Below are 19,738 nucleotides of genomic sequence, written 5' to 3'. Positions count from 1 at the left end.
CGAAGAATTAATACAGACGAGTGCGGCGTGCGTTTTCGCGAGCTAATTTCTTCGCGTGACGTTTCACAGCAGAAGCTTTAGCGCGTTTACGTTCGGTAGTCGGTTTTTCATAGAACTCACGACGACGAACTTCAGCTAAAACACCTGCTTTCTCGCAAGAGCGTTTGAAACGACGAAGAGCTACGTCGAACGGCTCGTTTTCACGTACTTTAATTACCGGCATGTGCCTCTCACCTCAATAGAAATCGGTTTGCTGCTGGCCAATCGCCAGCCTTCTCAAAATGGTGCGGAATTTTACTTCAATGGATGCTGCTTTGTAAAGCACCACAGCAAATTGAAACAGGCACGCCCCTGTGATGTCGACCCATTCTTTACAAGAAAGTTGGTGCCTAAGAGTACGACGGCCAATGATTATATACTAAACAGGGGTATTGATCGAATTTATCAACACTCTTTTCAAATGTGACGACTATCAACAACATTCGTACCTCTGACGGCCCCAAATGGCACATTTTCCCCGCAATTTGGCATCAGAAATCATGACGGACGTCACTGTTATGCTAAACTGTCGGCCGCACGTGAATGATGGGAAATGTAATGCGAGTTTTGGGTATAGAAACATCCTGCGATGAAACCGGAATTGCAGTGTATGACGATGAAACCGGTCTGTTAGCTAACCAACTGTACAGTCAGGTTAAATTGCATGCTGATTATGGCGGCGTCGTCCCTGAGCTGGCTTCCCGTGATCATGTGCGCAAAACTGTGCCGCTGATTCAGGCGGCATTGAAAGAAGCTAATTTGAGCGCCAAGGATATCGATGGCGTGGCCTATACCGCGGGTCCGGGTTTGGTTGGCGCACTGTTGGTTGGGGCCACAGTTGGCCGCGCATTGGCATTTGCATGGGGTGTACCTGCGGTGCCGGTCCATCATATGGAGGGCCATCTATTGGCACCTATGCTGGAAGATAATGCCCCCGAATTTCCTTTTGTCGCGTTGCTGGTTTCCGGTGGTCACACCCAATTGATTAGCGTAACTGGTATCGGTGAATATCTGTTGCTGGGCGAATCTGTTGACGATGCGGCGGGTGAAGCTTTTGATAAAACAGCTAAATTATTAGGGCTGGATTATCCCGGCGGGCCAATGCTGTCGCGTATGGCACAACAGGGCACTGCGGGGCGATTTACTTTCCCGCGCCCAATGACTGACCGGCCTGGGCTGGATTTCAGTTTTTCTGGTCTGAAAACGTTTGCCGCAAACACGATTCGCACCAACGGCACTGATGATCAAACTCGTGCTGATATTGCCCGCGCATTTGAAGATGCCGTGGTCGATACGTTGGCGATTAAATCCAAACGCGCGCTGGATCAGACCGGCTTCAAGCGCTTGGTGATTGCTGGTGGTGTCAGTGCTAACCGCACTTTACGTTTAAAATTGGCTGAAATGATGCAAAAGCGGGGCGGCGAGGTATTTTATGCCAGACCTGAGTTTTGTACCGATAATGGTGCGATGATCGCCTACGCTGGTTTGATCCGGCTGAAAAGTGGCGTAAACAGTGAGTTGAGTGTTTCGGTGAGGCCGCGTTGGCCGTTGGCTGAGTTGCCGAAAGTCTGATCAGAAAGTCTGAGTGGGGCTGCGGCTGTGTTGCCGCGTCATCTCGTGATGCTTACATACTGATGTATGCTCCGCTCTCTCAATTCCTTGCGCCTTGCCTCGCTCCCGCTCAGTCATTCTCGTTTTTGAGGAAAACTAATCCTCTTTCTCTTCCAACTCTGCGGCTTCTTCGGCGGTGGTTTTCTGTTTTTTCTTTCTGAGTTTGTCCCAGATTTTGCTCTCTTTTCCACGCCATAAACGTTGAATGTTATCGTGGTGGCGCATCAGGATCAGGCAGGAGAGCATGGCGACTGGGAAGGTAAATTGCGGCTTAAACCACCAGACGTAGAAGGGGGCGATCAGGGCGCTGATAATGGCCCCTAAAGATGAATAACCGCTCAGTAATACCGTCAGCAGCCAAGTTCCAGTCATCAGGCCAGTGAGATCCCAGCCAATGGGTGCAATGGCACCGAATGCAGTGGCGACACCTTTGCCACCTTTAAAGTGGAAAAATACCGGATAAATGTGGCCGAGACAGGCGGCAATGGCGGTCAGGCCAAGATAGAGTGGCGAAACATGCAGCAGGTACGCTATCCAAACCGGCAACATGCCTTTGAGCACATCAAAAATCAGAACAGTTGCGGCGGCAGTGCGGCCCCCAATGCGCAGAACGTTGGTCGCTCCGGGATTACCGGAACCATGCACACGCGGATCTGGCAGCTTGGCAACCCGGCATACCAAGATCGCACTGGAAATAGAGCCACACAAATACGCGAAGATAATCATGCCAAGCGCGATAGCACTCATAACACCGCCCTGTTGAATAATGATCGTTTTAATCCCCACATCAGTGGATAATACGCATATTCGGCTGGAAGTGGTATCCGGCGAGCATAAAAACAGAGAATGACGTGATGGACATCGTATTTATTGAAGAACTCAGTGTCATAACCACCATCGGTGTTTATGACTGGGAGCAGACCATTCAGCAAAAGCTGGTGTTCGATATCGAAATGGGCTGGGATAATCGCAAAGCTGCCGCCAGTGATGATGTGAATGATTGCCTAAGTTATGCGGACATCAGTGATAGCGTCATAAAACATGTGGAATCACAGCGTTTTGCCTTGGTTGAACGAGTGGCAGAAGAGATTGCCGAGCTGCTGTTACAGCGTTTTAATTCACCTTGGGTGCGGATTAAGGTCAGCAAACCGGGCGCAGTGGCCCAAGCCAGAAATGTCAGCGTGGTGATCGAACGCGGTCAACGCCCTGACTGAGCGAAAGTTTGATGGACTATTTTTTGCTGGGATGACATAAAAGTGCAACCCTGCGTCGATAATATGGTCTGATTGCATGGCGTGATAATTTTATAACTATCGAATTTGAACGGCACTATCTTGAAAACCATATTGTTTTGTTGACCCTATGGTTTTCAATATTGCCGTTTTTTTGGTTTCTATCATATGGCATTGGGTATCGTTGATGACGGATATGTATTCGCTGTTTGTGGCTTTTGTTTTGGGTGTAGTCGAAGGATTAACCGAGTTTCTGCCGGTTTCATCTACTGGGCATATGATTATTGTCGGCGAGTTACTGGGCTTTACCGGTGACAAAGCCAAGACCTTTGAAGTCATTATTCAGCTAGGGTCGATTCTGGCCGTGGTCGTGGTGTTCTGGCGGCGGTTGTTTGGCCTGATTGGTATCCATTTTGGCGCGACACCCCATGAGGGGAAAACCAGCGGCCATCTGACATTAGGCCATATTTTACTGGCGATGCTGCCCGCTGTGGGATTGGGATTGGTCTTTCACAACGCCATCAAATCACTATTTAACCCGCACAGTGTGATGTATGCCTTGGTGGCGGGTGGCTTACTGCTACTGGCCGCAGAATGGTTCAAACCTAAAAATCCGAAAGCCGTCGGGCTGGATGACATTACCTATCGCCAGGCTTTTGCCATCGGTTGCTTCCAGTGCCTTGCATTATGGCCGGGGTTCTCCCGCTCGGGTGCCACCATTTCTGGCGGGATGCTGGTCGGCGTTAATCGCTATGCCGCCTCTGAATTCTCCTTTATTTTGGCGGTGCCGATGATGATGGGGGCCAGTGGGCTGGATTTGTATAAGAGTCTGCACTTCCTGACACTGGGTGATTTACCGATGTTTGCCGTCGGATTCACCACGGCATTTATCGTCGCACTGATTGCCATCAAAACCTTCTTGTCACTGATTAAACGTATCTCTTTTGTGCCTTTTGCCATCTATCGTTTCGTGGTAGCCGCAGCGGTGTATTGGGTATTTATGTAATTGCGCAGTGAAATTGAAGCATAAAAAAGCCCTGATTAATCAGGGCTTTTTGTTTGATTAGGGGCAGGAGTTTATTCTGACGCGGCTTCTTGAGCTTGCTTCCATTGCGCCAGTGCCTGTTGACGACGGCGTTTTAGCTCGTCACGAATCGCCAGACCTTGTAACCCGCTGGCGACCACCTCTTGCACCGAGACGCCATTAGCAATCTGGAATGCGGTTCGCAGATAATCGCCTTGTGGATAAGGATTTTCTTCAAATCCAGTACGACCACGGGCATCGGCCTCGCTGGTCATAATCATCTGCTCAAGGCGCTCTGGCTTGCGCCAGACATCAATCGCATCAAATAATTTGAGTAAAGTCTCAGGTCGGAGCTTATTCACCGTATGGATGAGATCATGGTATTCCGCCACCAGTTTCGCCAAATCACGCACCGGATTAGGCACACGTAAACGCTGACACAACTGCTCAACCAACTTGACGCCAGCGGGGCCGTGGCCGTGATGATGAGGCCAAAACTGTTTTGGCGTCAGCCCTTTGCCCAAATCATGGCAAAGAGCCGCGAAGCGAATATCAACCTCTGGGCTGAGTCGAGCGGCGATAGTTAGCGTCATTAGGGTATGAATGCCGGTATCAATTTCCGGGTGCCATTTTTCCGGTGCGGGAACACCAAAAAGGCGGTCAATTTCTGGGAACAGCACCGCCAATGCATCACAATCGCGCAGTACCTGAAAATAGACCTGTGGGCTTTGTGTTTTCAGGGCTTTCTCGGTCTCTTTCCAGACCCGTTCTGGCGTTAGAGCGGATAGCTCGCCACTACGTGCCATTGCTGCCATCAAAGATTGAGTTTCGGGAGCGACACTGAAGCCCAAGTGAGCAAAACGGGCGGCGAAACGGGCAACACGCAGAACACGCAGGGGATCTTCGCCAAATGCCTCGGAGACGTGGCGTAACACTTTGTTTTTTAAATCTTGTCTGCCGTGGTAGGGATCGATTAACTCACCGTCATCACTGCGGGCGATAGCATTAATGGTGAGATCACGACGCAGTAAATCTTCTTCCAGCGTGACATCAGGGGCGGCGTAGCAGGTAAAGCCTGTATACCCCTGACCTGATTTACGTTCGGTGCGGGCTAGCGCATACTCTTCATGGCTAACCGGATGAAGAAAAACCGGAAAATCTTTGCCGACCTGTTGGTAGCCCTGTGCCAGCAGCTGTTCTGGGGTCGCGCCTACGACCACCCAATCCTGCTCGGTCACAGGTAGGTTTAGTAAGTTGTCGCGTACGGCACCGCCGACCAGATAGACCTTCATTTTTATCCTTCGTTCTTGACGTTGCAGCGTTGTTAGCTGCTCTCACTCAACTGATGACTATTAGTTCATCCAGCGATTGTTCTTTTTACGGCTGGGGATCAAATGTGGCAGCACCAAACCCAACAGTAGGCCAATCCCTGCAACACCGCCGCCGTACATAAACCACTGTAGGATAATGGTGCGCTGCTTATCATCCAATTGCAGATTCACTGCGCTGACCTTCTTCTGAGCGACCACTAACTGGTTTTTCAGCGATTCATTCTCTTTTTGCAGTTCGGAGATAACACTATCGCTGGCAGCCACTTTCTGCTGCATTTCTGCGGTGCGCTGATTCCAGCTATTATCAATATTAGCCAGTTTATCAGTCAGTGTTTTGACCTGCTGTTCAAGGTCTGGCACCCGAATGCGTAGGCTGGGGGTTTCACTCAACTGATTCAGCGGTATCCAGATGGTTTTACCCTTGCTGTCGCGAATTTGGCCATAATTTGTGCCTTCATCAACGCTTATCAGGGTGACTTCATCCCCACCTTTTAGCGTGCCAACAATGCGGTATTGATTACCGGGGCCGCTATGAACGTAGGTATCCAGCTCATCAGAGATGTAACGTTTTTCTTCGGCGTGTGCGCCCCAAGAGAGAGTGAGACTGAGCACCGTGAGGCAAATTAGGCGTATTTTCTGCATTAGAGAGTCATTTATGAGTGAATTTATGGAACGATAGTAGTGTGTTCAGTTTGCCGACGCAACGCATAAACCGGAATGAGAACTATCTTACTCTCATAGCCAGCGCGGCTTGGGACACTTTAGTGGCTATTTTTACCGCAGTGAAAATATCTCTTATGAAGCCTTAGGGCAGATCGGCGAAAACAGGTTAAAATAGGCTTTGACTTGGGGTTGCCGCGCGCGCGTTTTTTGTTTTAAAGCAGAGAAGTTTGTGCAAAACAGGCAAATCACCGTGAAAAAGGCATAATGCCCGTAATCTCGCAACATACCGGTGTGAATGAAATTATGACCGTTGAAATAGAATTAAAATTTATTGCTACGCCTGCGGCCATCGCCGCGTTGCCGGAGCGGCTCACGACCTGGAAAAGCCAGCATTCAGCGCCGCAAACATTGACCAACATCTACTTTGAAACCGCAGATAATCGCCTGCGCCAGCATGATATTGGCCTACGCATTCGGGGTTATGATGGCCGCTATGAAATGACGGTGAAGACCGGCGGCAAAGTGGTTGGCGGCTTACATCAACGACCTGAATACAATGTCGATATTGATAACGACAAACTCGATCTGGCGCGTTTCCCCGCCGATATCTGGCCAGAAGGCTGGGCGGTTGAGACGCTACAAGCTGAGTTGCACCCCCTGTTTCGCACGGATTTCACTCGTGAAAAGTGGGTAATCACTTACGGTGAGAGCGAGATAGAGCTTGCTCTTGATCAAGGTTCGATTAGCGCTGGCGAGTTGTCGGAGCCATTGAGCGAAATCGAGCTGGAACTAAAACAAGGCAATCAGGCTGACTTACTGGCACTGGCCGCTGAATTGGCGCAAATCGGCGGTTTACGTCAGGGCAATCTGAGTAAAGCGGCGCGTGGCTATCACTTAGCGCAAGGCAATCCTCCTCGTGAATTGCGGCCACTGTTGGTCTTGCAGCCTGCGCCGAAATCGACTGTCGAGCAAGGGATGGTGGCTGGGCTGGAGATGGCGTTGGATCACTGGCAATACCATGAAGAGTTGTGGTTGCGTGGTGAGGCAGCGGCCAAGGCGATGATCATTGAGGCTGTGGCGATGGTTCGCCAGACCTTGGCGATTTTTGGCGGATTAGTGCCGCGTAAAGCCAGTACTGAACTGCGGGTGCTATTGATCGCGCTGGAACCCCAGTTAGAACCGAAAAATGCAAAGGCGGAACAGCTCTGCTATAGCGCCGACTACCTGAAATGTAAGTTAGCGCTTACATCGTGGTTAGTGACCGCAGGCTGGCGGCCATTTATGGATGCCAAAGCACTAGCGAAGTTTGATGGTTCATTTAAGCGCTTTTGCGACGTGATGCTAAGCCGCTGTGCCGCCGATCTGAAAGAAGCTTTTGGGCACAATATGGATGACGACGGCTATTTGGCTCAACTCCCCCGTCTGAATCGGCAGATTATGACCCTCCAGCTGCTCTCTGGCTTCTATCCGCAGAGTGAATGGCACCCTTATATTGATGGCTGGTTTGGATTGCAACTGGCGATTATGGAACGTCAGGGCCACTGGCGCGATACCGCCCGTAAGGAAGCGCTATCTCAGCCCGCCTTCTGGCTAAATGGTGCCCGTTAATCGAACATATACCCTAAGCCATTGGCGTTACAGTCAATAATCTGACGACGCTAAGGCGAAGGGTATGCAAGGAATCGATATGTTGCCACTCCCTCCGGAATTACAGATTCAGGCGCAGAATGTACAGCAGCGCTTTCATGAGTTGCCGACGCCGCTGAGCTTAGGTGATGAAGATATCGCCGTATTGGCGTTGAGTGATTTTGTCAGTGATATGCTACTGATTCACCCTGAATGGTTGGCGGAGTTGCATCAGCATCCCCCACAACCGCAGGAGTGGCAATGTTATCCGCAATGGCTGAGTCAGGCGCTGGCCGAAGTGCAAGACGAGGCCGCGCTGCTAGCGGCTTTGCGGCTGTTTCGTCGGCGGATTATGGTGCGCATTGCCTGGTCACAGGCCCAGCAAACCAGCGCGACCATTGATAGCTTGCAGCAACTCAGTTGCCTGGCTGAAACCCTGATTATTGCGGCCCGCGACTGGCTCTATCAGGCCTGTTGCCGTGAGTTCGGAACACCATGCAATGGTGACGGTGTTCCGCAGCCGCTGCTGATTCTGGGGATGGGCAAACTGGGCGGCGGTGAGCTGAATTTCTCCTCTGATATCGATCTTATTTTTGCTTACCCAGAGAATGGTCAGACCCAAGGCGGTCGGCGGCAGTTGGACAATGCCCAGTTCTTTACCCGCTTGGGCCAGCGGCTGATCAAAGCACTCGATCAGCAAACTATCGATGGCTTTGTCTATCGGGTGGATATGCGCCTGCGCCCGTTTGGCGACAGTGGCCCGCTGGTTCTGAGCTTTGCGGCACTGGAAGATTACTACCAAGAGCAGGGCCGTGATTGGGAACGTTATGCGATGGTGAAGGCGCGTCTGATGGGCGGTGCTGAAGACCCCTACAGCAAGGAGCTGCGCCAGACTCTGCGGCCTTTCGTCTTCCGCCGCTATATTGATTTCAGCGTAATTCAATCGCTGCGTAACATGAAGGGGATGATCGCCCGAGAAGTGCGCCGACGCGGCTTGAAAGATAATATCAAGCTGGGCGCGGGCGGGATTCGTGAAATTGAGTTCATCACGCAGGTGTTTCAGCTGATTCGGGGTGGCCGCGAACCGCGACTGCAAGAGCGAGCTTTGCTGCCCACCTTGCAGGCGGTGTCAGAGTTGGGTTTATTGCCCGCGCCGCAAGTGGCGGATCTCAGTGGCAGCTATCTGTTTTTGCGCCGTTTAGAGAATCTGCTGCAAGCCATCGCTGATGAGCAAACCCAGACCTTACCCGGAGATCCACTCAATCAGGCCCGATTGGCTTGGGGGATGGGGTACGCGAATTGGGCGGACATGAGTGTGGCGCTGGAGCAGCATATGCAAGCCGTTCGTGCCGTGTTTGATGAGCTAATTGGCGACGATACCCCCGATATTGGCGAAGATCCTTGTCATGGGCTGTACAAAAGTTTATGGCAGGATGCGCTGGAGGAGTGTGATTTAGCCCCACTAACGCCGCATTTAGACGAAGCCGCACGTCGCCAGTTGCTGATCACCATTAATGATTTCCGTCATGACATGGACAAGCGCACTATTGGCCCCCGTGGCCGTGAGGTGCTGGATCAATTGATGCCGCGTCTGTTCGCTGAAGTTTGCCCGCGCCCAGATGCTAATATTGCGCTTAGCCGCCTGATTCAACTGCTGCTGAGCATCGTGACCCGCACCACCTATCTGGAGTTGCTGGTGGAGTACCATGCGGCGCTCAAGCATGTGATCCGCCTCTGTTCAGCTTCGCCGATGGTCGCCAGCCAGCTCGCCCGCTACCCACTGCTCTTGGATGAGTTGCTCGACCCGCAATCCTTCTATCAGCCGCTGGAACCCGGTGCTTACCGCGATGAGTTACGCCAATATTTGCTGCGGGTGCCGGAAGATGACGAAGAGCAGCAGTTGGAGGCATTGCGTCAGTTTAAGCAGGCGCAGCAATTACGCATTGCTGCTGGTGATATCACTGAGGCACTACCGGTGATGAAAGTGAGTGATCACTTAACCTATCTGGCAGAGGCCATCATTGATGCGGTGATCCAGCAGGCCTGGAATCAGATGGTGGTTCGTTATGGTCAGCCGAGCCATTTACAGCAGCGCGAAGGCCGTGGTTTCGCCGTGATTGGCTATGGCAAACTAGGCGGATGGGAGCTGGGTTACAGCTCGGATCTGGATTTGGTGTTCCTGCTCGACTGCCCTCTGGACGTGATGACCGACGGCGATCGCAGCATTGATGGCCGCCAGTTCTATCTGCGCTTGGCCCAGCGAGTGATGCATCTATTTAGCACCCGCACCTCCTCAGGCATTTTGTATGAGGTCGATGTCCGGCTGCGGCCCTCCGGTGAAGCGGGCATGTTGGTCAGTACGGTCGAGGCTTTCGCGGATTATCAGAAAAATGAGGCGTGGACGTGGGAGCATCAGGCGCTGGTCCGTGCCCGTATTGTTTATGGCGATCCGGCCATCCATCAGCAGTTTGATGCTATTCGTCAGCAAGTGTTGTGCCGCCATCGCGACGGCCCACAATTGCAGCAGGAAGTACGCGAAATGCGCGAGAAGATGCGCAATCACTTGGGCAGCAAACAGCGCGATATCTTTGATATCAAAGCGGACGAGGGCGGGATCACTGATATTGAGTTTATCGCGCAATATCTGGTGCTGCGCTATGCCGCCAGTGAACCGCGTCTGACTCGCTGGTCAGATAATGTGCGTATTTTTGAGCTGATGGCCAATAACGATATTATGCCGCCGGATGAGGCCGCCGCGTTGACCCGTGCTTACGTCACCATGCGCGATGAGATCCACCATCTGGCCTTGCAGGAGCAATCCAGCAAAGTCGCTGCCGACAGCTTTATGGCTGAGAGGGCGCAGGTGGCCGCCAGTTGGTATAAATGGCTGGTATCAGTGCCAGCGGATGCATAGATTCCAGTTATTAATGGTATGCAAGGCGCCTGTGATATTATCCGGCGCTATATAATGAACACAATATGAGATTGGAGCGAAGGATGCGTGTTTTCGGGGATAATAACAGCTCACATTGGGGGGCAAACGTATGAAAGTCACGCTGCCTGATTTTCGCCGCGCTGGAGTACTAGTCGTTGGTGATGTCATGTTAGACCGCTACTGGTATGGGCCAACCAGCCGGATTTCACCAGAAGCACCGGTTCCCGTCGTCAAAGTGGACACCATCGAAGAGCGCCCCGGTGGTGCTGCCAACGTCGCGATGAATATCGCCTCCCTTGGCGCAATCTCCCGTTTAGTGGGGTTGACCGGTATCGACGATGCCGCGCGCGCGCTGACCAGCAAGCTGAATGAAGTTCAGGTGCGCTGCGATTTTGTCTCGGTGCCCACTCACCCAACCATCACCAAATTGCGGGTGCTCTCCCGTAACCAGCAACTGATCCGGCTGGACTTCGAAGAGGGTTTTGATGGCGTTGATCCGCAACCAATCTTTGAGCGCATTCAACAGGCGCTGCCACAGATTGGCGCGCTGGTGCTGTCCGACTACGCCAAAGGTGCATTGAGCAGTGTACAGCAGATGATCCAATTGGCCCGTAAAGCGAAAGTTCCGGTGCTGATCGATCCTAAAGGCAGCGATTTCGAACGTTATCGCGGTGCAACTCTGTTGACACCGAATTTATCCGAATTTGAAGCGGTAGTCGGCCATTGTAAAACCGAAGAAGAGTTGGTTAGCCGTGGTATGAAGCTGGTGGCCGATTTTGAACTTTCCGCTCTGTTAGTGACGCGATCCGAGCAGGGGATGACCTTGCTGCAACCGGGTAAACCGCCATTACATTTGCCAACGCAGGCGCAGGAAGTGTTCGATGTGACCGGTGCCGGTGATACCGTGATTGGTGTGTTGGCGGCTGCACTGGCGGCGGGAAACACCCTCGAAGAGTCATGCTTCCTCGCGAATGCCGCTGCTGGCGTGGTAGTCGGCAAGTTGGGCACCTCAACGGTTTCCCCGATTGAACTGGAAAATGCCATCCGTGGCCGTGCTGAAACCGGCTTTGGCGTGATGGATGAGCAACAACTGAAAAAAGCCGTTGCGCAGGCTCGCCAGCGCGGCGAAAAAGTGGTGATGACCAACGGCATTTTTGACATTCTCCATGCGGGTCATGTTTCCTATCTGGCTAATGCCCGCAAACTGGGTGATCGCCTGATTGTGGCGGTGAACAGTGATGCCTCGACCAAACGATTGAAAGGCGAAAAACGCCCAGTTAACCCACTGGATCAGCGCATGATCGTATTAGGTGCGCTGGAAGCCGTGGACTGGGTGGTGCCGTTTGAAGAGGACACGCCGCAGCGCTTAATTGCTGATATTTTGCCGGATCTACTGGTGAAGGGCGGGGATTATAAGCCGGATGAGATTGCGGGCAGTGCTGAAGTTTGGGCTGCCGGGGGGGAAGTTAAAGTGCTGAATTTTGAGGATGGCGTTTCTACCACCAATATTATTCAGTCAATCAAGAATGGCCGTGGCTAAATACCCTTCGTCCTTGAGTTTGCGGGGGAGTTAGCTGCGCTCATTTACCCGAATCACTTACTTGAGTAAGCTCATCGGGACGCGTTTACTTGCCGCCTACCCGCAACATCAATGACTTTGGGTATTAAACAGAATGAGTGGACTAAAACAGGAGTTAAGTCTCGCACAGGGAGTCGGGTTGTTGTCCACTTCTCTGCTGGGTACCGGTGTCTTTGCCGTGCCAGCATTAGCTGCCGTGGTGGCAGGTGATGACAGCTTATGGGCCTGGCCGATTCTGATTGTGCTCGTTTTTCCGATCGCTATCGCTTTTGCTGCTTTGGGCCGCCACTTCCCCAGTGCCGGTGGTGCTGCTCACTTCGTGAACATGGCTTTTGGGCCGAAGTTGGGCAAAGTCACTGGCTGGCTATTTTTGTCCGTCATTCCCGTCGGTCTTCCCGCCGCCTTGCAAATTGCCGCTGGTTTCTGGCAGGCGACTTTTGGGTGGCATGATAGTGAATTGTTAATGGTGCAACTGGCGACCTTGCTGGTCATTTGGCTACTGGGGACGCGCAGTGCTGGCTCCAGCGCCAATGTGCAAACCTTGATTGCGCTACTGGTTATCGCGCTGGTGGTCGCAATTTGGTGGCAGGGCGATATTAGTCCATCACAGATACCTTGGCCCTCGCCCCAAGATATTTCCCCTCCGAATATGTTCAGTGCGCTTGCCGTGATGTTCTGGTGCTTTGTTGGGTTGGAAGCTTTTGCGCATCTGGCGACAGAGTTTCGCCATCCCGAACGAGATTTTCCCCGTGCTCTCATGGTTGGGCTATTGGTCGCCGGTGCGGTTTACTGGGGATGCACAGTTGCGGTGCTGCACTTTCATGCCTATGGTGAGCAGCAGGCGGCTGCGGCCTCGCTGCCCGGTATCGTGGTGCAACTGTTCGGCAAACATGCGCTGTGGGTTGCTTGCATTATTGGCTATTTGGCCTGCTTTGCCAGCGTCAATATCTACACTCAGAGCTTTGCGCGTATGGTGTGGTCGCAAGCTCAAATGCGGCCGCAAAGTAAGCTGGCACAGCTCTCGGCGGGGCAAACCCCTGTTTATGCGCTGACTGCGGTGGTGGGCAGTTGTCTGGTATTTGCGTTGCTGATTTACTGGCTGTCGCTACCATTGGATTTACTGATTGTGTACGCCAACGGTATTTTTGTGCTGATCTATTTACTGTGTATGTTGGCGGGAATTCGCTTGTTGAGCGGGCGTTCGCGGATGATGTCGGTGATTGGCGCGATTCTATGTTGTGTCTTGCTGGTGATGATTGGTTGGAAAAGTTTATACGCGCTACTGATGTTTGTTCTGCTATGGATATTTATGTCCCGCGCGCCGAAAGCGGCAATATCATCATAAATTCAGGGTGCTACATGAGCACCCTGATGATCAACGATAACGTTTCGCCTGTAATGATTTTATCCATCATTACTCGCCCGTTTGGTTATCGCCTTTCTTATCTTCAATCGCGGCTGGTGTACTGTTGAATTTCGCTTCCAGTTCACCCATGCGTTGCTCCAGCAACGCCAGTTTCTCTCTGGTACGCAGCAGCACTTGAGTCTGTACGTCGAACTCTTCACGATTAACCAAATCCAGTCGGGTTAACTGCGATTGCAGCACTAGCCGAATTTTCTTTTCGACGTCGTCCCCGAATTCGCGAATTCCTTTCGGCATAGACTCATGCACCTGGCGGGCGATTTGTTCAATTTTTTTCGGGTCAATCATGATATTTCCCTAATGAGATGTGTGGTGACTCCCTCTAGTGTAATGCCAGATGGAGTTTGTATAAACCTCCGCATATCTACATTTTGGTAATTGCCGAGAAGAATCAATAGCGCTATAGTCATAACTTATTCTCAGGGCGGGGTGTAAGTCCCCACCGGCGGTAAATTGTGTTGCGGCGTATCAACGTCGTCGTGCAAAAGCCCGCGAGCGCTCACCTTGTTTCTTCTCCAAAGAAAACAGGGTAGAGGTCAGCAGATCCGGTGTAATTCCGGGGCCGACGGTTATAGTCCGGATGGGAGAGATTAACGGTATCTGCTGAGTTTATACACGTTATGGCTTTCAAGATGTTGCCAACACAGGGGCAACTTGAATACTATCGGGTATAGCTCTTCTGCGTTATTTCGGCCATTTCTATTCATGTCAAATGTATAGATAAAGAGTGGCCAGTTACTCCTCAAGACCGCCCTGATTCTGGTAATCCATAATTTTAATGAGGTTTTTTTACCATGAATCAGACCCTTCTATCAGATTTTGGCACGCCTGTTGAGCGCGTAGAACGTGCTATCGACGCTCTGCGTAATGGCCGTGGTGTGATGGTGTTGGATGACGAAAGTCGTGAAAACGAAGGCGATATGGTTTTTGCTGCTGAAGCAATGACGGTAGAGCAAATGGCACTGACTATTCGCCACGGCAGTGGCATTGTGTGCCTGTGTATCACAGATGAACGCCGCCAGCAGCTCGATTTACCAATGATGGTGACTCACAACTCCAGCCAGTTCCAAACTGCATTTACCGTGACTATTGAAGCGGCTAAAGGCGTGACCACAGGGGTTTCTGCTGCTGACCGTTTGACGACTATCCGTGCGGCCATTGCCGATAACGCGAAACCTAGCGATCTTAATCGCCCAGGCCATGTCTTCCCGCTGCGTGGTCAGCCGGGGGGCGTCTTATCACGCCGTGGTCACACCGAAGCCTCAATCGATTTGGCAACACTGGCCGGCTACAAACCTGCGGGTGTGCTGTGTGAGCTGACCAATGATGATGGCAGCATGGCCCATGCGCCAGAAGTGATTGAGTTCGCTAAATTACACGATATGCCGGTCGTGACGATTGATGACTTGGCTGAATATCGCCAGTCTCAAGAAAAGAAAGCCAGCTAATCTCTGAGAGCAATATCCGCTGATATTGCCGGGCGATAATAGAGTTGCACACTGGGTTGCTATCATTCTATTGAATAGACTGCGGCCCAGTTATTTCTTCCTGCCATAGAATTTCAATCGTATTTCTCCTCCACGTTTCCCATTCAAATTTATTGAATATCTTCATCACTGTTATCTGGCTGTGTAATGAAAAAAAAGCGCGTAATGTGTCGCTTATGGTTTAAGCGCAGATGATGTTAAGCGCCACTCATTTCTTAACAGTAAGGATTTTCTATGAACACGCCTCGTATGCCTGCACTGTTTCTCGGCCACGGTAGCCCGATGAATGTGCTGGAAGAAAACAGTCACACTCAAGCATGGCGTACGTTGGGTGAGACGTTACCGCGTCCTAAAGCGATTCTGGCGATTTCCGCTCACTGGTATACCCGTGGGACTGCGGTAACGGCAATGGAGAAACCTCGCACTATCCATGATTTTGGCGGCTTCCCGCAGGCGCTGTTTGATACCGAGTATCCAGCTCCGGGGTCCCCAGAACTGGCCGCACAAATTCAACAATTGCTGGCACCTATTGCCGTGCGGGCAGATACCAGTGAATGGGGTCTGGACCACGGTAGCTGGGGGGTCCTGATTAAAATGTATCCTGAGGCTGATATCCCGGTGGTACAACTGAGTATTGATGGCACCCAACCGGCAGAATATCACTATGAATTAGGCCGCAAATTGGCGGTGCTGCGTGAGCAGGGCGTGATGATTGTTGCCAGCGGTAACGTGGTGCACAACTTACGTATGGTGAGGTGGCAGGGGGATAGTAGTCCGTATCCATGGGCTGAATCTTTCAATCAGTTCGTGCGGGCTAACTTGAGCTATCAGGGTAATAATCACCCATTGGTTAACTTTATGCAGCATGAAGGAGCGGCGTTGTCTAACCCATCACCTGAGCACTATTTGCCACTGTTATATGTGTTGGGGGGCTGGGACGGCAAAGCGCCGATTTCGATTCCCACTGATGGGATTGAGATGGGGTCGTTGAGTATGCTGTCGGTAGTAGTTAGTTAACCCAGAGCATCAGTATTAGAAAGTAAATATCAGAAAATAAATAAGGGAAGGCATGTCACCTTCCCATTATCAATGCGTACACTTAGCCCAAAATAATATGTGGGTAAAAACGCGATAGATCTTGGGTGATCAGTTCGCGATCTTCACGCAAACCAATGCCGCAGGGTTGATCATTCACCAGCCAACTACCAATCAGCGTGTAGCTATCCCCGAACTTAGGCAGCGGATGGAATTGCTGAACAATCATACCCTCCTCGCCATATGGCCCATCAACCCGTGCCACTTCTTTACCATTCTCCACTATCTGAATATTGGCACCTTCCCGCGAGAATAGCGGCTTGGTGACATAATGATCCATCGGCGGATGATCATCTTCAGCAAAGTAAGCGGGCAACAGATTCGGGTGATTCGGGAACATCTCCCACAGCAAAGGGAGTAAGGCTTTATTGGAGATAATGCTCTTCCAAGCGGGTTCCAGCCAGCGCACGCCAGCATCTTCCAGTTTGGTCGAGAACATTTCGCGGAACATAAACTCCCACGGGTAGAGCTTGAACAAATTACTGATTACTTGGTTATCGAGGTCAGTAAATTGCCCTTTTTCGCCTAAACCGATCTCTTCCATAAACATGAATTCAGTCGGCAGACCTGCTTCCAGCGCGCAATCTTGCAGATATTGCACGGTGCCACGATCTTCTTCACTGTCCTGACAGCAGGCCAGATGCAGCAAGCTAAAGCCATGGTTATCATGCAAATCGACAAAGCGCTCGATCAACTTCTCTTGCATGCTGTTGTATTGGTCTGCGTCCTGGCTCAAATTGCCTGCGTTGATCTGATCTTCCAACCATAACCATTGGAAAAAGGCGGCTTCATACAGTGAGGTTGGGGTATCCGCATTGTTTTCCAGCAGTTTTGCTGGATTGACGCCATCATAGGCCAGATCAAGACGAGAATAGAGTGAAGGCTGATTGGTTCGCCAAGAGCTACGAACAAAATCCCAGCAATGTTTTGGGATGCGGAATTTCGCCATCAGTTGATCGCTATTGACCACTTTCTCAACCACTTGCAGGCACATTTGATGTAACTCGGCGGTGGTCTCTTCCAGCTCTTCAATTTGCGCCAATGTGAATTCGTAATACGCATCTTCACACCAGTACGGTTCACCATACATGGTGTGGAAACGGAAGCCGAATTCGGTGGCTTTTTCGCGCCAATCTGGGCGTTCGCTAATCGCTAAACGTTTCATTAATCAGACCTTAGCCACCCATGCTGCGCGTGCTGGTTTTGGATGATGTTGCGGCGCTACGTTGCATAGTGGATTGCTTCGCCACTGATTCGCCAAAACCGCCACGGGTGATGGTATTGGTCACGGCGGGTTTCGGTGCCATTGCCGTGCGCGGTACTGTCATGGTGCGGCCAGTGGTGGCGGAACCAAAGTTTTTACCGGTGGCATCAACAAATTTGCCGTTAGCAGGGCTATTGGCTGCTTTAGAGGTGAAGAGTGGCTGGCTCGCGCCGCCGCCCATCATTCGGCCCATCATATAACCTGCCATTAATGGCATCCACATACCGCCGCTCTGTTGCGGTGCGGCTTCGGCAGTTTGTTCAGTCGATGATGACGATGTTGGTACCATGCCCGCTTGTGCAGGGGCCTGAGTACACTGAGACTCGCCAAATTCGGCTATACAGTCTTCTCGGGTCGCATACTTAGGTGCCGTTTTAGCCGCTTCCTGCAAGGCAGTGTTGTAAGCGGTGGTACATTCAGCGCTCTTGGACGGATTGGCCTGAGAGCAGTCATCTGCGTTTTGGTACAAAGAGACGGTTTCGTCAGTTTTTTCGCAGCCAGCCAGCATAAATACAGCACTGACAGCTAAAGCTACGGGCGCAAGGCGATAACTGCGCCAGGATTTACGGAAGGTCTCTTGATTGATGTTTTGAGTCCGTTTCATCATTATTTGTCTCATTTCCGGGCGTTCATGCCCTTTCCCAGTAAGTGCTCTTAGGATAGGGGAAACGTGTATAAAATTAAAGCGCGAGGGGCGGTCAGCGGAAGACTTTACAAAGCTATACGAAATGGTGCGAGTGGCTTTGCTTTTTTCATTGACGAAAAATGCTGGGTCACTAAAGGGGGGAGGGCGGAAAATAAGCCGGGCGCAGCCTGATGCCGCGCCCGGAGAATCCGAACGAATAAAAATTAGTTACGGAATGGATTGCCGTTACGTGCTGGTGCTGCTGTGGTAGAAGGCTGGCTTACTGGCGTAACACGTGGTGCTGCTTGAGTGTTAGTTCCATCAGCATAGGCATTCTGGTTAGCATTATCGGGTGCCAAGGCCGTCGCTGAGGTTGGAACTGGCTTGTCCAGAACCCCATTCAACTCCATCAAGTCATTCATGTTCAGTGTACCCAGTGCTGACTGGATGTTTAACTGGTTAATCAGGTAGTTATAACGCGCATCAGCAAGCTGTTGTTTGGACTGATACAAGTTAGTGGTTGCAGTCAACACGTCCAGAATGGTACGTGTACCGACCTGATAGCCCGCTTCCATGGCATCCAATGAGCTTTGGTTAGAAATCACCACTTGCTCATAAGCCTTGATGCTGCTGATAGAGGCTGAGATATTGTTAAATGAGGAGCGAACTGTTTGCACCACACTACGGTGAGCGCTCTCTAACTGCTCACTGGCACCCACGAAGTTGTACTGCGCTTGTTTCACCGCAGAATTGGTGGCTCCACCGCTATATAGTGGCAAGCTCAGTTGCACGCCGATTTGGTTCTGGCCTGCATCATTATTCACTTGCTGAGTACTTGGCGTGCCGCCGCTGTAACGGGTATTGGTCACAGACGATGATGCCGTCAAATCGATGGTTGGCATATAGCCGGTTTCCGCCGATTTAATTTGCTCACGGGCCAAATCTTGATTCAAACGGGCAGAAAGCAAAGAAAGGTTACGTTTCTCAGCGTCTTTCAACAGGTTAGCAACTGCCTCTGGGCGCTTTGTCTTCAAGCGATCAACATTCAGTGAGGCCAACTCTGGGTAATAAACCCCGGTAATCTGACGCAGATTTTCCAGCGCATTATCCAGATTATTACGCGCCGTCACTTCATCCGCTAATACGGTATCATAGCTGGCTCGGGCGTTTTGGACATCAGTGATCGCCACTAAACCCACATTGAAACGCTGGGTTGTTTGGTCTAACTGGCGATAGACCGATTGCTTCTGCGCTTCGGTATAAGACAAGCTATCGATCGCTCTGAGCACATTGAAATAGGCGGTTGCAGTGTTCAGAATCAGTGCTTGTTCGTTAGTTTGGAACGTAACATCCTGAATACCCGCAGCTTTTTCCTGCAAGGTCAAAGCACGCCATTTTGACATATCAAAAATGGTTTGAGTCAGTTGCAGAGAGCCTGAGGTGGCGTTGCTATCTGGATTGTCAGATGCATCGCGGAAACCATTGGTGTGGCTGTAACCGGCACCCAAACCAAGCTGTGGTAACAGCGGGCTGCGAACTTGATTAATTTTTTCGTATGCAGCATCACGGTCAGCAGCCGATTTGCGTAAATCCGGGTTACTATCCCTGGCTTGCTTATAAACTTGCAGCAAGTTCTCTGCCTGGCTCATGGTACTGAAACCAGCCAGACTCAGCCCGATAAGAAGGGGGAGCAGTTTCTTCATTTGCAGTCCTTGTTGTGCAGCAGTTGTGCGGCAATATTACTATGGTAGCCGTCGATAGACGAATTCTTGCCAATTCTATCAGAGTCTGCCAATGGGATAAG

Annotated in this window: 17 protein-coding genes and 1 riboswitch; of the genes, 9 read left to right on the top strand and 8 right to left on the bottom strand. The window is 51.3% G+C overall.

What is annotated here, in order from left to right; translation table 11 throughout:
• Positions 1–7: 7 nt before the first annotated feature.
• The gene (gene rpsU / locus HRD69_RS01975) at positions 8–223 is read right to left on the bottom strand and encodes a 30S ribosomal protein S21 (RefSeq protein WP_001144069.1); all 216 of its coding nucleotides are present in this window, start codon (positions 221–223) and stop codon (positions 8–10) included.
• A gap of 374 nt (positions 224–597) precedes the next feature.
• Between rpsU and tsaD the strand changes: the two genes are divergently transcribed.
• Positions 598–1,611 carry a tRNA (adenosine(37)-N6)-threonylcarbamoyltransferase complex transferase subunit TsaD gene (gene tsaD / locus HRD69_RS01970; RefSeq protein ID WP_004874829.1) on the top strand — a complete coding sequence of 338 codons (1,014 nt, stop codon included), beginning with the start codon at positions 598–600 and terminating at the stop codon, positions 1,609–1,611.
• A 135-nt stretch (positions 1,612–1,746) separates the two neighbouring features.
• Here tsaD and plsY read toward each other — a convergent pair whose 3' ends face one another.
• On the bottom strand, positions 1,747–2,397 hold the full coding sequence (gene plsY, locus HRD69_RS01965; protein ID WP_032814113.1) for a glycerol-3-phosphate 1-O-acyltransferase PlsY: 651 nt from the start codon (positions 2,395–2,397) through the stop codon (positions 1,747–1,749).
• 107 nt (positions 2,398–2,504) lie between these two features.
• Between plsY and folB the strand changes: the two genes are divergently transcribed.
• Together folB and bacA are read left to right on the top strand one after the other, a co-directional pair.
• Positions 2,505–2,864 (top strand): bifunctional dihydroneopterin aldolase/7,8-dihydroneopterin epimerase, encoded by a 360-nt coding sequence (gene folB / locus HRD69_RS01960; protein ID WP_004874831.1) that lies wholly within the window; start codon positions 2,505–2,507, stop codon positions 2,862–2,864.
• A 205-nt stretch (positions 2,865–3,069) separates the two neighbouring features.
• Positions 3,070–3,888 (top strand): undecaprenyl-diphosphate phosphatase, encoded by an 819-nt coding sequence (gene bacA / locus HRD69_RS01955; RefSeq protein WP_032814063.1) that lies wholly within the window; start codon positions 3,070–3,072, stop codon positions 3,886–3,888.
• Between the two features lie 71 nt (positions 3,889–3,959).
• On the opposite strand, the gene HRD69_RS01950 is transcribed toward bacA, so the two are convergent.
• On the bottom strand, positions 3,960–5,198 hold the full coding sequence (locus HRD69_RS01950; RefSeq protein ID WP_004874833.1) for a multifunctional CCA addition/repair protein: 1,239 nt from the start codon (positions 5,196–5,198) through the stop codon (positions 3,960–3,962).
• 60 nt (positions 5,199–5,258) lie between these two features.
• On the bottom strand, positions 5,259–5,879 hold the full coding sequence (locus tag HRD69_RS01945) for a TIGR04211 family SH3 domain-containing protein (protein ID WP_032814064.1): 621 nt from the start codon (positions 5,877–5,879) through the stop codon (positions 5,259–5,261).
• 324 nt (positions 5,880–6,203) lie between these two features.
• Here HRD69_RS01945 and HRD69_RS01940 point away from each other — a divergent pair, with 324 nt between their 5' ends.
• The 4 genes from HRD69_RS01940 (at position 6,204) to yjeH (ending at position 13,385) form a co-directional block, all read left to right on the top strand.
• Positions 6,204–7,508 (top strand): CYTH domain-containing protein, encoded by a 1,305-nt coding sequence (locus HRD69_RS01940; RefSeq protein WP_032814114.1) that lies wholly within the window; start codon positions 6,204–6,206, stop codon positions 7,506–7,508.
• A 79-nt stretch (positions 7,509–7,587) separates the two neighbouring features.
• Positions 7,588–10,440, top strand: a complete 2,853-nt coding sequence (glnE, locus tag HRD69_RS01935) for a bifunctional [glutamate--ammonia ligase]-adenylyl-L-tyrosine phosphorylase/[glutamate--ammonia-ligase] adenylyltransferase (RefSeq protein ID WP_032814115.1) — start codon at positions 7,588–7,590, stop codon at positions 10,438–10,440.
• Positions 10,441–10,570: 130 nt separating this feature from the next.
• A complete protein-coding gene (gene hldE / locus HRD69_RS01930) occupies positions 10,571–12,001 on the top strand; it encodes a bifunctional D-glycero-beta-D-manno-heptose-7-phosphate kinase/D-glycero-beta-D-manno-heptose 1-phosphate adenylyltransferase HldE (protein ID WP_032814065.1) in 1,431 nt (476 codons plus the stop codon).
• Between the two features lie 133 nt (positions 12,002–12,134).
• Positions 12,135–13,385 carry an L-methionine/branched-chain amino acid transporter gene (gene yjeH, locus HRD69_RS01925; protein WP_032814067.1) on the top strand — a complete coding sequence of 417 codons (1,251 nt, stop codon included), beginning with the start codon at positions 12,135–12,137 and terminating at the stop codon, positions 13,383–13,385.
• A gap of 69 nt (positions 13,386–13,454) precedes the next feature.
• Here the strand turns inward: yjeH and ubiK are convergent, their stop codons facing one another.
• Positions 13,455–13,751, bottom strand: coding sequence for a ubiquinone biosynthesis accessory factor UbiK (ubiK, locus tag HRD69_RS01920; protein WP_004874840.1), 297 nt, complete (start codon positions 13,749–13,751; stop codon positions 13,455–13,457).
• A gap of 123 nt (positions 13,752–13,874) precedes the next feature.
• Positions 13,875–14,059, top strand: a riboswitch (FMN riboswitch).
• Positions 14,060–14,257: 198 nt separating this feature from the next.
• On the opposite strand from ubiK, the gene ribB reads away from it, so the two are divergent.
• Positions 14,258–14,911, top strand: a complete 654-nt coding sequence (gene ribB / locus HRD69_RS01915) for a 3,4-dihydroxy-2-butanone-4-phosphate synthase (protein ID WP_004874842.1) — start codon at positions 14,258–14,260, stop codon at positions 14,909–14,911.
• Between the two features lie 273 nt (positions 14,912–15,184).
• Positions 15,185–15,967, top strand: a complete 783-nt coding sequence (ygiD, locus tag HRD69_RS01910) for a 4,5-DOPA-extradiol-dioxygenase (protein WP_032814069.1) — start codon at positions 15,185–15,187, stop codon at positions 15,965–15,967.
• Between the two features lie 82 nt (positions 15,968–16,049).
• Here ygiD and HRD69_RS01905 read toward each other — a convergent pair whose 3' ends face one another.
• The 3 genes from HRD69_RS01905 to tolC form a co-directional block, all read right to left on the bottom strand.
• Positions 16,050–17,210: a glutathionylspermidine synthase family protein gene (locus tag HRD69_RS01905; RefSeq protein WP_004874844.1), complete on the bottom strand. Its 1,161-nt coding sequence runs from the start codon at positions 17,208–17,210 to the stop codon at positions 16,050–16,052.
• A 10-nt stretch (positions 17,211–17,220) separates the two neighbouring features.
• Positions 17,221–17,913, bottom strand: a complete 693-nt coding sequence (locus tag HRD69_RS01900) for a DUF1190 family protein (RefSeq protein WP_032814118.1) — start codon at positions 17,911–17,913, stop codon at positions 17,221–17,223.
• Positions 17,914–18,158: 245 nt separating this feature from the next.
• The gene (tolC, locus tag HRD69_RS01895; protein ID WP_004874847.1) at positions 18,159–19,637 is read right to left on the bottom strand and encodes an outer membrane channel protein TolC; all 1,479 of its coding nucleotides are present in this window, start codon (positions 19,635–19,637) and stop codon (positions 18,159–18,161) included.
• Between the last annotated feature and the right edge of the window lie 101 nt (positions 19,638–19,738).

The organism is Yersinia mollaretii ATCC 43969, assembly GCF_013282725.1.
Lineage (GTDB): Bacteria > Pseudomonadota > Gammaproteobacteria > Enterobacterales > Enterobacteriaceae > Yersinia > Yersinia mollaretii.
The sequence above is the reverse complement of the archived record's forward strand: the minus strand, read 5'-3'. Positions and strand labels throughout refer to the sequence as shown.

Bases quoted from the DNA above. Each gene is read 5' to 3' on its own strand.
- tolC (WP_004874847.1), bottom strand. From the start codon at position 19,637: ATGAAGAAACTGCTCCCCCTTCTTATCGGGCTGAGTCTGGCTGGTTTC.
- ygiD (WP_032814069.1), top strand. From the start codon at position 15,185: ATGAACACGCCTCGTATGCCTGCACTGTTTCTCGGCCACGGTAGCCCG.
- hldE (WP_032814065.1), top strand. From the start codon at position 10,571: ATGAAAGTCACGCTGCCTGATTTTCGCCGCGCTGGAGTACTAGTCGTT.
- HRD69_RS01945 (WP_032814064.1), bottom strand. From the start codon at position 5,879: ATGCAGAAAATACGCCTAATTTGCCTCACGGTGCTCAGTCTCACTCTC.
- HRD69_RS01940 (WP_032814114.1), top strand. From the start codon at position 6,204: ATGACCGTTGAAATAGAATTAAAATTTATTGCTACGCCTGCGGCCATC.
- plsY (WP_032814113.1), bottom strand. From the start codon at position 2,397: ATGAGTGCTATCGCGCTTGGCATGATTATCTTCGCGTATTTGTGTGGC.
- bacA (WP_032814063.1), top strand. From the start codon at position 3,070: ATGACGGATATGTATTCGCTGTTTGTGGCTTTTGTTTTGGGTGTAGTC.
- ubiK (WP_004874840.1), bottom strand. From the start codon at position 13,751: ATGATTGACCCGAAAAAAATTGAACAAATCGCCCGCCAGGTGCATGAG.
- HRD69_RS01950 (WP_004874833.1), bottom strand. From the start codon at position 5,198: ATGAAGGTCTATCTGGTCGGCGGTGCCGTACGCGACAACTTACTAAAC.
- yjeH (WP_032814067.1), top strand. From the start codon at position 12,135: ATGAGTGGACTAAAACAGGAGTTAAGTCTCGCACAGGGAGTCGGGTTG.
- HRD69_RS01900 (WP_032814118.1), bottom strand. From the start codon at position 17,913: ATGAAACGGACTCAAAACATCAATCAAGAGACCTTCCGTAAATCCTGG.
- HRD69_RS01905 (WP_004874844.1), bottom strand. From the start codon at position 17,210: ATGAAACGTTTAGCGATTAGCGAACGCCCAGATTGGCGCGAAAAAGCC.
- rpsU (WP_001144069.1), bottom strand. From the start codon at position 223: ATGCCGGTAATTAAAGTACGTGAAAACGAGCCGTTCGACGTAGCTCTT.
- folB (WP_004874831.1), top strand. From the start codon at position 2,505: ATGGACATCGTATTTATTGAAGAACTCAGTGTCATAACCACCATCGGT.
- tsaD (WP_004874829.1), top strand. From the start codon at position 598: ATGCGAGTTTTGGGTATAGAAACATCCTGCGATGAAACCGGAATTGCA.
- ribB (WP_004874842.1), top strand. From the start codon at position 14,258: ATGAATCAGACCCTTCTATCAGATTTTGGCACGCCTGTTGAGCGCGTA.
- glnE (WP_032814115.1), top strand. From the start codon at position 7,588: ATGTTGCCACTCCCTCCGGAATTACAGATTCAGGCGCAGAATGTACAG.